This window comes from uncultured Lamprocystis sp. (assembly GCF_903933125.1).
Lineage (GTDB): Bacteria > Pseudomonadota > Gammaproteobacteria > Chromatiales > Chromatiaceae > Thiodictyon.
The window spans coordinates 1-13,047 of sequence record NZ_CAIZIZ010000570.1; the positions used below are offsets into that span (position 1 = coordinate 1).

The 13,047-nt window shown below is 63.6% G+C and carries 14 protein-coding genes; 3 read left to right on the forward strand and 11 right to left on the reverse strand.

Annotated features, from left to right (window positions below; genetic code table 11):
* Positions 1-289 precede the first annotated feature (289 nt).
* On the reverse strand, positions 290-709 hold the full coding sequence (locus QZY03_RS30855) for a hypothetical protein (RefSeq protein WP_295588046.1): 420 nt from the start codon (positions 707-709) through the stop codon (positions 290-292).
* An 822-nt stretch (positions 710-1,531) separates the two neighbouring features.
* On the opposite strand from QZY03_RS30855, the gene QZY03_RS30860 reads away from it, so the two are divergent.
* The 3 genes from QZY03_RS30860 (at position 1,532) to QZY03_RS30870 (ending at position 3,987) form a co-directional block, all read left to right on the forward strand.
* Positions 1,532-1,930, forward strand: a complete 399-nt coding sequence (locus tag QZY03_RS30860) for a hypothetical protein (RefSeq protein ID WP_295588048.1) — start codon at positions 1,532-1,534, stop codon at positions 1,928-1,930.
* On the forward strand, positions 1,927-2,940 hold the full coding sequence (locus QZY03_RS30865; RefSeq protein ID WP_295588050.1) for a CapA family protein: 1,014 nt from the start codon (positions 1,927-1,929) through the stop codon (positions 2,938-2,940). Before QZY03_RS30860 ends, QZY03_RS30865 begins: the two co-directional genes overlap by 4 nt.
* A 270-nt stretch (positions 2,941-3,210) precedes the next feature.
* The gene (locus tag QZY03_RS30870) at positions 3,211-3,987 is read left to right on the forward strand and encodes a dienelactone hydrolase family protein (RefSeq protein ID WP_295588052.1); all 777 of its coding nucleotides are present in this window, start codon (positions 3,211-3,213) and stop codon (positions 3,985-3,987) included.
* Between the two features lie 197 nt (positions 3,988-4,184).
* On the opposite strand, the gene gspD is transcribed toward QZY03_RS30870, so the two are convergent.
* The 10 genes from gspD to QZY03_RS30920 all read right to left on the reverse strand — a co-directional run bounded on the left by gspD (position 4,185) and on the right by QZY03_RS30920 (position 12,872).
* Positions 4,185-6,539: a type II secretion system secretin GspD gene (gene gspD, locus QZY03_RS30875; protein WP_295588054.1), complete on the reverse strand. Its 2,355-nt coding sequence runs from the start codon at positions 6,537-6,539 to the stop codon at positions 4,185-4,187.
* Positions 6,508-7,209, reverse strand: a complete 702-nt coding sequence (locus tag QZY03_RS30880) for a type II secretion system protein N (RefSeq protein ID WP_295588055.1) — start codon at positions 7,207-7,209, stop codon at positions 6,508-6,510. The genes gspD and QZY03_RS30880 overlap by 32 nt, the downstream gene beginning before the upstream one ends.
* Positions 7,206-7,820 (reverse strand): type II secretion system protein GspM, encoded by a 615-nt coding sequence (gene gspM, locus QZY03_RS30885; protein ID WP_295588056.1) that lies wholly within the window; start codon positions 7,818-7,820, stop codon positions 7,206-7,208. Before gspM ends, QZY03_RS30880 begins: the two co-directional genes overlap by 4 nt.
* Entirely contained in the window at positions 7,817-8,914 is a 1,098-nt protein-coding gene (locus tag QZY03_RS30890; RefSeq protein WP_295588057.1) for a PilN domain-containing protein, read from the reverse strand. The genes gspM and QZY03_RS30890 overlap by 4 nt, the downstream gene beginning before the upstream one ends.
* Before the next feature lie 96 nt (positions 8,915-9,010).
* Positions 9,011-9,997, reverse strand: coding sequence for a general secretion pathway protein GspK (locus QZY03_RS30895; RefSeq protein WP_295588058.1), 987 nt, complete (start codon positions 9,995-9,997; stop codon positions 9,011-9,013).
* Complete coding sequence (locus QZY03_RS30900) at positions 9,955-10,674, reverse strand: prepilin-type N-terminal cleavage/methylation domain-containing protein (protein WP_295588059.1); 720 nt, start codon at positions 10,672-10,674, stop codon at positions 9,955-9,957. Before QZY03_RS30900 ends, QZY03_RS30895 begins: the two co-directional genes overlap by 43 nt.
* Before the next feature lie 29 nt (positions 10,675-10,703).
* Positions 10,704-11,126 carry a prepilin-type N-terminal cleavage/methylation domain-containing protein gene (locus QZY03_RS30905; RefSeq protein WP_295588060.1) on the reverse strand — a complete coding sequence of 141 codons (423 nt, stop codon included), beginning with the start codon at positions 11,124-11,126 and terminating at the stop codon, positions 10,704-10,706.
* A complete protein-coding gene (locus QZY03_RS30910) occupies positions 11,123-11,614 on the reverse strand; it encodes a GspH/FimT family pseudopilin (RefSeq protein WP_295588061.1) in 492 nt (163 codons plus the stop codon). Before QZY03_RS30910 ends, QZY03_RS30905 begins: the two co-directional genes overlap by 4 nt.
* 19 nt (positions 11,615-11,633) lie before the next feature.
* Positions 11,634-12,062 (reverse strand): type II secretion system major pseudopilin GspG, encoded by a 429-nt coding sequence (gene gspG / locus QZY03_RS30915; RefSeq protein ID WP_295588062.1) that lies wholly within the window; start codon positions 12,060-12,062, stop codon positions 11,634-11,636.
* A gap of 156 nt (positions 12,063-12,218) precedes the next feature.
* On the reverse strand, positions 12,219-12,872 hold the full coding sequence (locus QZY03_RS30920) for a histidine phosphatase family protein (RefSeq protein ID WP_295588063.1): 654 nt from the start codon (positions 12,870-12,872) through the stop codon (positions 12,219-12,221).
* Positions 12,873-13,047 lie beyond the last annotated feature (175 nt).

The window sequence follows — 13,047 nt, forward strand, 5'->3', positions numbered from 1 at the left end:
GCTGCGCGGACCGCATTCCGCGCGGAACCAACCGACGCGCGTTCCGCGTCGCGTACTCGACAGGGCTTTCTGCGGAACCAGGAATTGGCGACGCTACCGCGTCTCGCAGAGTGCTGTCGGGTCTCGCAATCACACATGCGTGATTGCAAGACCTGACCCCGAAACTGGACCTAGACCTGACCCCGAAACTGGACCTTGACCCCGAAACTGGACCTGACCCCGAAACTGGACCCCGAAACCTCGATCTGACCCCGAAACCTCGATCCAAGACCTGACCCCGAAACCTCGATCACGCAGATCCTGGACCCTGAAGCATTCCTTTGGCGATCATTTCGCCTACTGTGAGGTTGCTGCTCTTAGAGAGAGATGCTGCGACCAGCTTTTGATAGACTTTGGGATCGGTCGCGCCAATAAATTGTTTCTCGTCTTGAGTGACGCAAAGAAAAGACACTTCTGTCTTATTGCCTCCGATCAACATGCCGCCAATCGCCCCGAGCGGCCCGAGTAGCGCAGCACCCGCAATACCCCAGGCGGCCGTTCCTGAGAGATTCTTGATTTTCTCCACTGTCAACTGTTCGATGCTTTTCAAATGCATGGAATAGGAGCCTCCGTTGGTTGACGAGAGGATCACAAGCCCCGTCCCGGGGGCTATGCTTGCGTAGCAATCACCTGAGGGATAATCTCCGCCAATAATTTTGATCTTATCCATTGTTTTTCTCAGAAAGCAGTGACGAGGCTATTGGGTTTATTCGCAACGACTAAGCGTTTGTTGGACTAATCCGATCCTGGCACGGTGCCCGCTGCGGGCACGGTCTTCTTTAGAGATAGGGAATTGTATCCCTGAGCCCAGGGTCGCCGACCGGTGTCGGGCGGTCTCTCTGCATGTGGGCAACGCTCGGCGCGGCACAAAGCGGGCATCCGAGGGGGCCGCGGGGCTGATACGTGGGAGATTTTGAGGCGATTGTAGACCATTTTCCAGCGTGGGGGCGAGCGCGGTCGCAGGCCGCATGCGGCCTGTCCAGCGTGACGGGTGAGCCGGGGTGCTTAGGCTGGGGCAGGCGCGTTCATCACCCGCTGACCACGCCGCCGCGGGGCCAGATGCCAGGTCACATGCAGCCGTCCCGTTCGGCGGGTGGGACACGGATAGCCGTCAAACGGTGCGGTGACCGCCGATGCTTCGGCAGGTTCCGGTGCCGGGGCGGCAAGGGCCGTGCGGATCAGCGCCAGACAGCGCGTCCGGCAGCGGTTCGCCAGGAAGCCGAAATGCCGCACCCGCATGAAGCCCTTTATGCGGTGCAACGCATAATAATAATGGACTAGACTGAATTCCGTCGAACGCTCGCGCCACAACCTTGGTCGTCGCTCCGGGCAGCGGCGTCCGGTCCGCACTGCGGACCATTTGGCAAGGTTTTGATTGGTAAAGCTTGCTGGGTGAACCAGAGGACTTACTGTAGGTGCGATGGCTGGGATTGTGAGCAAGGCCGAGTTGAGTATAGTGAACACTTCCTTAGCCCATACCGGGGTATTGCCCATGCGCGTTCCAGTCATGTTGAGTCTCCTTGCCGTCTGGGCCTTCCCGACCGCGGCCGGCCCGCGCCTGCGCTGCACGCTCGATCAGGGCGGGACATCCCAAGTGATCGAGGTCGGTCCGGTGACCGATCCGTACAGTGTCGAAGCGATCGACATCAATGGCCGGTTTCGCTTCAAAGCCGTCGTCATTGGTAACGCGCAACTGATTCAATACATCAAGCTCTACACCTACTATCAAACCGCGCGGCGCTGGGTGTTGCTCCACGAAGCAAATTACCTGGCGCCACGGGTGCAGCCTGAGTCTTCCGGCGCTGCGCTGACGGGGCGGCACTCCCTGTATGCACCCGGCCGCGAGCGCGAGTTCCAGTATGGTTGTGCGCTCTTTGAGGCGAATCCATGATGCATCGCTATTGTGCCCGCCTGACTGCCGCGCTCGGCTGTGCCTGCATCGGGGCAACGGTTGCCATGGCGGAAACGGCGCCGGCCGGGCCAACCGTGACACTGGCCTTCGTCGGCGACATCATGCTCGACGAGACGCCCGGAGCGGAGATCGCGCGCGGTCGCGATCCATTCGCGCCCTTTGCCTCCATCCTGGATGGCGCGGACATTCGCATCGGCAACCTGGAATGCGTGGTTGCCGTCGGCGGCGAGGCTGAGCCCGGCAAACCCTATACCTTCCGCGCCCATCCGCGCACCTTGGTGCCGCTCAAGCAACATCTCGATGCGGTGACCCTGGCGAACAATCATTCCGGCGACTTTGGACCGAGCGCCTTTGGCGAGATGCTCACCCTCCTGGAGCAGCACGGCATCGGCTATTTCGGCGGCGGCGCCACGCTGGCCCAAGCCCATCGACCACTGATCATCGAGCGTCACGGACTGCGGATTGCCCTGCTTGGTTACAACGAGTTCTTACCGCGCAGTTTCGAGGCCGACTACGACCAAGCGGGGGTCGCTTGGAGCGAGGATGCGCAGGTTCAATACGATATCGCCAGGGTGCGCGATCACTATCACGCCGATCTCGTGATTCCGGTCATGCATTGGGGTTGGGAGCACGAAACAACGGCCAGTCCCCGCCAGCGGCAATTGGCCCGCCTGATGATCGACGCCGGGGCCGATGCCGTGGTCGGCGGCCACCCGCATGTCATCCAGGACACCGATCAGTATCGCGACAGACCCATCATCTACAGTCTGGGCAACTTCATTTTCAACGGCTTCAGCGCGACCATCAACAACACCGGCTGGCTGTTGCGCCTGGAAGTGGATCGCCAGGGCGTGCGCCGCTGGCGGACCTTCGTCGCACGCCTCGACGACCAGGGGACTCCCCATCCCGCGCCGTCATCCAACGGCACCTGTTGGGAGCGAGGGCAGGCCGATGCAGTACCGTGCAAGAATGATCAGCCAACCGAGTAGGGACGAGCCGAGGGGCGAAAGTCGCCATGCCATACTCAAGCGACGAACCCTCCCGACTGAACCGCCCCTGAAGTCGCGCCGCCCTGGCGGCGATACCCCAAGCCGGGGCATCCTCATAGGCTTCGATCAGGTCTGCCCCTTTCGACGTTCGCACAACAGCGAACGATTGCAACCGCCTCGCCCTTGCCCCATCGTTTGCGGGGGCCGTGCTGCCCGCTGCCGCGTCACCGCAAATCCAACTGCAACGTCATCCATCGGAGCTCGAAACCCATGCGCAAACCACTCTGTCTCTCGCTGCTGCTCGCCGCCACCGCCGTCCAGGCCGAGGTCCAGACCAAGACCATCGCCTACGAGGACGACGGCGCCAAGCTGACCGGTCATCTCTACTGGGACGACGCGGTGAGCGGCAAGCGGCCCGGTGTCCTGGTCATCCATGAGTGGTGGGGGCTAAACGACTATGCGAAGAAGCGCGCCCACCTGCTCGCCGAGCTCGGCTATGTCGCATTCGCCGCCGACATGTACGGCGACGGCAGGGTCACCGACCAGCCGTCCCAGGCCAAGGAGTGGATGCAGGAGGTCACCGTGGACCCCGAGTCCTGGCGCCAGCGGGCCGCCGCCGGTCTCGCCCAGCTCAAGGGAAGCGAACTGGCGGATACGGACAGGCTGGCCGCCATCGGCTATTGCTTCGGCGGCGGCACGGTGATGCAGATGGCCTATGGCGGTGCCGATCTGGACGGCGTGGTGAGCTTCCACGGCTCGCTGCCCGCCGCACCGGCGGAGGCCGCCGGCAAGATCCGACCGAAAATCCTCGTGGCACATGGTCAGACCGACAGCTTCGTCGCCCCCGAGGTGGTGGCCAACTTCAAGAACAAGCTGGAGGCCGCCGGGGCCAACTGGGAGATGGACATCTACGGCGGCGCGCGTCACGGATTCACCAACCCGGACGCCGCCGCCTACGGGATGGAGAACCTCAGCTACAATGCCCAGGCCGATGCGCGGTCCTGGCAACGCATGCAGGCGTTCTTCGCCGAGATTTTTGCCAAATAGCCGCGGGGACCGCCCCCTGAGCGCCGGCTTCCAGCCGGCGTCGCTGATCCCCGACCTGTTACGTCGGATAATGAAACCGACCTGAACAAAGTGCTGGTCGAATGCGAGGGCGGTCGTGAGTCCCATGCGGCCCCGCGGACAGCGTCAAGTGACGATCGTTGCAAAACCCCGACTGCCCCGAAAGCTCCGGCAATCGCCTAAAACTTGAACTCCAACCCCCGCAGCCGGCCCCGGAAATCAGCGTTGACCGCCTCGACATCCTGGTCACTGGAGATGACCTTGGGCATCAGGATCACGACTAACTCGGTACGGTCCGCGTTCTTGGCACGCTCTCCGAACAGGGCACCCGCATAGGGCAGATCGAAGAGCCCGGGGATGCCGTTCTTTCCGTCCTCCCGCTTATCCTGGATCAGGCCGCCCAGCACCACGGCCTGGTTCGAACGCACGGCGACTGAACTGGTGATCTTGCGGGTCGAAAAGGTCGGTGAGTTCAGGTTCGAACTGGTGGTGGTGGCGACCGAAGTCACTTCCTGGTCGATTTCCATCTGTACCATGCCGCCCGGAGTCACGCGTGGTTTGACCTCGAGAATGACGCCCGTATCCTTGTAATCGATTTGGTTGACAATGGGTGCTCCCGAGCCTGTCGTATACTGCTGCTGGCTGGTCTCGACCGGCACCTGTTGACCGACCTGGATCTTGGCGGTCTGGTTATCCATGACCATCACCGACGGCGAGGACAGAACATTGACCAGATTCTGACCGGCCAGTGCACTGAGATTGGCAATGATTCGCGTTGGATTGGCGACAATGGTCCAGTTGAAGCCGGGAAAGGTCCGCCGGAGCGCGGTCGTGGCGGTGTCGGTGACGGCGTCAGCGACCGTGCCGGTAGTGGTACCATCGGTGGCGGTGGTGGTGGTCGCCTGACGTGTCTGAACGCCGTTCAGCGACCAGTCACTCTTATAGCCGTCACTGGCGTGGGCAAGCAGATTCCACGAAATACCGTACCTCAGTTCCCCTTTCAAGCTGATCTCAAGAATGGTGGCCTCCACCAGCACCTGGAGCGGGGTGATATCGAGCTGTTTGAGCGCGTCCAGAATCTTCTTGTAGTCCCTGGGACTCGAACGGACCAGGATCGAGTTGTTGACGGCATCGGCGACGACGCTGACCTCGGAGGTCAGCTCGAAGGTCCGCGCCGTCGCCTGGCGCTGGTTGCCGATGCCACCTGACCCGCCGGAGAGGCCGCCCCCATCGGTGTTACGGTTATTATTCCCGAAACCACCCGACTGGCTTCCGCCCAACTGACTCCCGCCCGTTTGACTGCTGCCCATCTGGCCAATCACGGCCCGCGAGCCGATGCTCGATGATCCGAGACCCGGTGCCACCCCGCCGACCGATTGCTTACGTTCACTGCTTTCGCCCTGGAACAGCTCGGACAGGACATTGGCCAGGTTCTCGGCGTCGCCGTGCTTGACACGATAGACGAAGAGTCGTTGCGCCGCGCTGCCCGTCGCCTCCGCCATGTCCAGCCGCTCGATCCAGTTGCGCGCCTGTTGGATGTAGCTCTCCTGGGGCGAGATCACCATCAGACTATTGGAGGACTCCACCGGAATAAAGCGGAACAGGCCCTTCATCGGATTACCGGAGTCGTCGGCGAGCAGCCCTTCGAGCTGCGTCACGACCTCATTGGCCTTGGCATATTCGAGGACGAAGAACCCCACCGACAGCCCTCTCATCCAATCGACATCGAACACCTTGATGGTATCGATGAGATTGCCCATCTCGGGGCTGGTACCGGCCACCACCAGCAGATTACGCAGCGTATCGACGCGAACGATACTACCCTCCGGGGCCAGCGGCTGGAGGATGCGGTTCATTTCGTCCGCACTGATGTACCGCAGGGGGATGACCTGAACGCTGTATCCCTCGGGGAGCGCACGGGTCGACTCGCCGAGTTGCGGAACCAGATTGCCTTGAACCGCATTCGCGACCGGCACCACCTCATAGGTTCCGCCCTTGTAGACCATGGCCGCGTTGTTCATCCGCAGCAGGGTCTCCAGGGTCGGAATCAGGTGGTCGCGGCGCAGGGGTCGACCGGTCTGCAACGAGGCGACCCCCTGCACCGCCGGGCTCAAGACGTAGTTGACCTGGAGCAGGTCGCCGAGAATGACCTTCACGACCTCGCGAATATCGGTCCCGTCAAAGTTCAGGGTTACGTCGCCCGGACTGGTGTCAACCGTGGGGCCCGTGACTCGCCGGACGAAGGTGCCGGTCCCGCGGGTGACCGAGTCGACGGCTTTCTTGGTGCCCGCGTCGTCCGCGTCCAAAGCGATGCCCTCTTCGCCCAGTCCAGTCGTGCGCGCCCCTGATGGGGTCGTTCCCGGCTTGGTGCGATTGGTCAGGTGACCCTCGGTGTCGCCGATCCTGACGGTCGGATCCCAATAGCTGCGCTCGCAGCCCGCCAGACCCAACATCAAAAGGATGAGGGAGAGTAACGCCAGGCCGGTACGCCGGAGGCGGCTGTTACTGCGGCCGTTGTGATGGTCGAGGTACATTCGGTCTCGGTTGGGGCGCTCTTGGCGGCACGCCCCGCTGGTCTCCGCCTGGTGCCGCAGCGTTCTGAGGAACCCGTTGGGATGGTCGAGGCGGACGTTGTGCCGCCGGATTCTGACGCGCTGCTGGATTTGGCGCAGCCGGCACAGGGACCGCAGGGGGCGGGGTTTGAGTTTGCACGAAGTCGCGCAATAATAACTCATTCGTCTCTCCTTGTCGTTCCAGAACGACGCGATCGGCCAGGATGCCCTTGACCGACCAGCCCGCATGTTCATCGCCCAAGCGCAGACGCTTGAGATCCGGCGCGCTTGGATCCCTGATCCAAGCCATGGTGATGCCTGGTGAGATCAGGACCGCGGTCAAGTCGGTCCCTTCCAGCGAGGTCGCGTCCGCGGAGGCCGCCTCGGGTGCGGGCTCCGCGGGCTGCGGGTCCGGGGGTTTGCGCTGGGGTCGGAACAAGGGACGCTCGACCACGCTGGCGAACGCCTCCTTGGAATCGGGCAGGGCGAGTTGATCCAACTGACCGCTCGCCGGGTCGTCCGGACCATTCACCGCCGCGGTGTCCGACCGTTCACCGTCGAACGCAGGCAGCGGCGGCGGCCACTGCCACCACTGGATGATCAGCAGACCCGCGAGGATCATGGTCAGCAATAACAAGACGCTTCTGATCACGTCTTGTCTCCGAGGGCGAACCCGAAGATGTCCAGGCGAATGGTCAACTCACCCGTCTCATCAACCTGAGGGCGGCGAATCGGGCGACCGCGGACCATCTGCTCGGGTTGCTCCGGACGGGCGGAGGAGCGGATCGAGACCTGGTCGACGAACAGAAAAGGACGCGCCTGATCGACCTGATGGAGGACCTCGAGCAGCGTCTCGGTCGACCCCTGAATCTGGGTGCGCAGCCGGACCCGCGCCGGCTGCTCTTCCTTTTCCTCCGGCAGCAACTGCGTACTGATCAACCGCCCCTTGGCGGCGGTAATGATATCCTGCACCTTGCGCTGTAACTCCGCGCCCGCCAGAGCCGCGGTCGCCGCATCAAAATAGAAGGCTTTGAACGCCTGATTGTCGTTGACCTTCTCCAGTTCAGACCGCAACGACGGCAGGGTTGCGATCAGTCGCCGGTAGCGCTGGAGTTGCTCCTCGCCGTTGGCGATACCCTCGTCAAGCCGCTGCACCTGGCCCAGCCAGGGTACCGCGATCACGGCAGTCAGCAACGTCGGCAGCAAAATTGCCACACCCCAGACGACCACGCAATAGCGCTTCACCTTGCCGACCTCAATCATGGCGCGGGCTCGCTCTGCTTGTAAGTGAAAGCGAGATTGAAACGCTCTTTGCCGGTACGCGCCACCTGGGTCACGGGGGAGCGGAAGGACACACCATCGATCCCCGGGGCGTCCTCCAGGAGTCCGATTAACGCCGTCGCCTGACCAGACTCGCCGCGGAGCTGGACCTCGCTATTCTGGTACTCCAGACTCTGCACCCAGGTGTCATCCGGAATCCGATCGGTTAGCTCACGCAACATCGCAAGCATCCGCGGCTGTTCCAGTTTCTGGCGCAAAACCTCCGTGCTCCCGCGCCTCGCCCGCTCCAGTTCCTGGCGCAGTTCATCCACCTGCACGGCCTGGGTTCGCGCCTTACGCACTTCCGACTCGATGACTTCGAGCCGCTGGCCCTTTTGCCAGAGTGGGGTCGCCAGCGCCGCGACACCCAGCAACAGGATCAGGACAAGCAACAGTTTGGTGGGATCGAATAGCGGCTGCCGACGGCGTGGACGCTCCGCGGGCGCCAGGAGATTGGCGCGCGGCCAGGCCCCCTCCCAGGTCACCTGATCGACCGGCGACCCGAGCTCACGCAGCCGTTTCAGCCAACCATCGATCAGATCGCGCCGGGCCAAAACCAGTTCGACGCCAATCCGCGCGTCTCCTGCTCCGCCGCTGACGATACGATAATCGTATGCGACCTGCTCCGGTGTGAAGGGCGACAGCCGATCCAACTCAACGCGTAAGACCTGGACCAGGTTATCCCGGACCTGCGACGGCAGCGACGTGCGGCGGGACAACACCGCGGCGCTCTTGAGCATCAGCACAGTGAGTCGGCGCTGATCCCGGGTGCCCCCGGCAACGGCCGCGGGCAGCGGGTCACGCCCAGTCATCTCCAGCGTACCCAGACCCGCTTGCGCCTCGCCTGTCGCCAGCACGAGTGTGGCGACCGGGCCATCGGGTGAGACGATCAGGCGCCGATCGCGCTGCGCCAGATAACGCCGCACGGCCGCCGGTAAACAGGCGACAAAGGGCTCTCCGGAGAGGCCCAGATCGACGACGGACGGGCGACGCAGGACGCCCCTTCCAAAAAGATTCAAACGGTCGATCAGTGCCATAGGTAGGACGCGATAGGATCTGTTGCGCGCGGCGTGCCTTGCCGTGCATCCGCCGGGAGAGTTGCAGTGTAAGACGAGGACTGCGCCGGACGCCAGTCATCCGCCCTCTTCGACCGGCAGTGGGGTCGGCGGGGCAGTGATCAGGCCGAAGCGTCGCCAACGGACCTGATAGGGCGGAACCTGACCAGGCGCCACCTCCACCAATGCCTCCATGCCCCGGGCGCTGGCCGTCTGTCCCCCCTGCTCCCTGACCTGGATGCGATAAAGCGGTCCGCCGCGATTGAGGGCGGACGGCGCCTGGCCGCCCGGAAGCGTCGGCTGGTCCCGCTCCTGCACCTGAAGTTGCGCCGCATCCAACGAGATACCTTGCAGGGCGGCCAGCACCGCCGCCGACGCGAAGGTCTGATCCACCTCCTCACCCTCGGCATCGACGGTCAGCTCCGGGGCCGCCAGCCGGTAAAGTTCGCGCGTCACCCCCAGCACCTGCTGCAGTTCCTCGACCGCGACGAACGGCGCATCCTTAGCCCCGGCGACCCGTCCGTCATCCTCGTAATCCGCGTCCTCCGCCCCGTTCAGTTGCTTCAGGTCATCCTCGTCGCGCCAGTCGACAATGGCATCGCCGATGGCGCCGGCCGCCTCATCCTCCACCCCGAGCGCAACCAACAGGGCGGCGAGGATCGGCGTCGGCGCCAGATTCAGGTTGATCCGCGACTGCTCATTGAACACCGCGATACGCAACGCGGTACCGTCGAACCCCCAGGACCGGGACGCACCATTGGGCAGCCAGACCGGCGGCGCCGTCTCATCGGCACCCAAACCGACCTCAGGTGCCGCGGGCGGCGGGTTGATAAAGTCGAACAGGGTGTAGGCGATCGCGGCATCGGTCAGGGCGCGGAAACGGGCGTCGGCGATCTGGTTCTCAGTCAGGGCGGTCTCAGTGCGCTGCGCGGCGGTCATCCCCACGGCCATGACGGTCAACAGTGTCAGAACCCAGAGGACCAGCACCAAAGCGATGCCGCGGCGCGAGCCGCGGGTGCGACTCAGCCGCGCTGGGCGGGCAGTGCAACGATCAAGTCCGGCCATGTCTGTCCGCTCGTGGTCAGGTGGATACGCACCAGGGATGGGGGCGTCGCTTGCTCCAGCCATTCGTCGTGCCACTCGGGATCGCTCTCGCCCTCCGTCACACCGTAATAGCTCAACGCCAGCCCAGCCAGGTTCTCCAACAGCAGGGTGCGCCCGAAGGCGCCGGCGGCCGCATCCTGATCCGGTGGTATTGAACTCAGACTCATCTGCGAGTCCTCCTTGAGCGGCTCCCAGGCGGGTATCTCATCAGTCCCTTCGAGGACCTCCGGATGGATCAGCCAGCGGGTCAGGACCAGATTGCGACGATCACCCGACCCTTCCACTTGCAGTCGCAAGACATAGATTCCAGGCACACCCACGTGCTCCGACAATGGGGCCGCGTATTCGAGCCGCTCCGCGTCACCACCGAACACCGGAACCATGGCACCGTCATACACCAGGGATGCCGCCCGCGCCTGAGTGAGTGTGCGCAGGAGAAAGCCATGGGCAAGACGCAAGGCGCCGGTGCGCTCAGCGGAGGCATCGACGGCATCCCAGGAGCGGGAACCGAGCCGCAGTCCGGAAAACAGCAGGACGGTGATCAGACTGACCATCGCCAGGGCAATCAGCAATTCGACCAGCGTGAAACCGCGGGCACGGCGCGGTCCGGCGTCAGACCTCGCGCCTTGCCCCGCCACGGGAAGGACAGTATCCGCAAATGAATGCACTATTCCACCCGCTCTCCCAGGCGCAGGGTGCTCAGCGACAGGCGCCGGGTCCGGGCACCGTCTTGCCATACGACGAGCGCCGTGACCCGATAGGGGGTCACCGAGGGCTCTTCGGCAAGCAATCCCGGCTCCTCGGCAGTGAGTTGGGTCGGGATAATGGTCAGCTCCCAGGCAAATCCATCCTCAGGGTCGCCGGAGGTCACGCCCGCCTCCAGGGGAATCGCGCTCCCGACCGCGGCGAGCCGCGCTTCGGCGAGCGAGACGGCGCGGCTGTACTGGGCCGCGGTCATGGTGGTCTGGGTGGCACGGGAGAAGATCTGCATCAGCACGCCGAGCGAGACGGCCAGGATGGCAAAGGCGACCAGCACCTCCAGCAGCGAGAAGCCGGCCTGTCCCTTCGACCAGGACCGTCCGCGGATCATTCGCCACCCACGGCAGCCATGCGCACCCGGCCGGTCAGCCAATTGACACCGACTTGGAAGCCCGAATCTTCCCGTGCATCACCCCGCGCCAGGAGTATGACACCGCCGGTGGAACTGCCGTCCGGAAAGAACCGGATGGCGCCGCGCTGGTCATCCAACATCTCACGTTGCGCCGCATCGAGCTTGACCTGCAGCCGGCGCGGCAATGAAACCGTGCGAAAACCGGGGAGTTCCAACAACCGCTCTTCCACATCCACGACCAAGACGGTATCCATGCCAGTGCGGATGGCGGTCTCGCGGGCCAGCCGCAGGGTGGCCGCGGTGCGCCGCGCGGCGGCCTTGAGCTCCACTCCGGGCAAGGCCGCTGAGATCAAGGGCGGCACCACCGTCATGAGCAAGGCCGCAATGGCCAGCACGACCACCAGTTCGATGAGCGTGAAACCCCGAGCGCCCGCGGCCGTGCCGCCCGACCAACGACAAACGCGCATCAATGCGACTGGCTGCCGCTTACTCCCAACTCCTGACGTCAGCGTTCTCTCCTTCCCCGCCTTCGCGGTTGTCGGCGCCCAGGGTCCAGATGTCGACCCCGCCGTGCTCGCCGGGAAAGCGATACTGATACTCGAAGCCCCAAGGGTCCTTGGGCACATCCCCCTTCTTGAGGTAGGGTCCATTCCAATTGGCGGCATTGCCCGGCTTGGTCACCAGGGCCTCAAGCCCTTCTTCGCCGGTCGGGTAACGCCCCGTCTCCAGCCGGTAGAGGTCCATGGTCGCAACCAGATCATCGATCTGCAACTTCGCGGTCTTGGTCTTGGAACTCCCCAAAAATTTCATGACCTGGGGCCCCACCAGCCCGGCCAGCAGGCCCAGGATGGCGAGCACCACCAGCAGTTCGACCAGGGTGAAGCCGGCGGTACGCTTGGAAAACATCGGACGCATTGCAGATCCTCCGGACCGTTGAAAGGACAACATCATCATTCTAGTGAGACGCAAGACCGGGGGCCAGCCTTGACCCAAAACAGTGAGACCCTGTGAAGGTTGGGCGGTTCCCGCGGAGCGCAGTCAGGCGACCCCGACCAGTGAGCACACGTTATGCTATCGCTCCGCCATCAGGCCGTTTCCGGCATCGCTTTCGACGAAGGTCGCGGCGGACGTCAGCTCGAGCCAGATCGACTCGCCGTTCTTGCGCTTCAAATCCAGCACGGCGGTGCGCGGCAGGCCGCTGAGGTGGCGCGTGATCACATCCATGACCCAACCGTGGGTGATAATCAGCACCCGCTCACCGACATGCTGTTCCGCAACCTCATGCAAGGCCGCGATCACCCGGTCGGCGAAATGATCGAGGGACTCGCCTTCGTCGAAATGCGCTGCCGGATTGCGCCGCAGGATCTCCTGGTAGAGACCAGGGTGACTCTCGGCCAGTTCGCTCTTGGGCTGCCCCTGGATCAGACCAAAATTGCGCTCCTTCAGACCCTCATAGGCCGTCGGGGGCGGCATACCCCAGGCTTCCGCAATGATCTCGGCGGTCTCCGCCGACCGTCGCAACGGGCTGGTACAGACCCCTGAAAATCCCTGGTCCGCCATCGCCTGGGCCAGTTCCAGCGCCTGTATGCGGCCCTTGTCGTTTAGCGGCACATCGATCCAGCCCTGGAGTATCCCGAAGATATTCCAATTGGTTTCGCCATGCCGGGTGATGCAGAGCTTGCTTGTTGTGGTCATCTCGGTCATGTCGCCGCGATAAGCATTCACAGTTCTCCGAGGTTTTTCTTCATCTGTGGAAATCTGTCTCGACTTTGGCCATTTTTGCCTGAGGCCGGGCGCTGTGCACGGGTGGGCTGGACCAGGGCCGGCGGCTCCTGCGGAGGTGGCGGCAGCGGGAGACCGGCGGTATCGTCTGAAGTCGACCAAAACACCAGCCGTCACC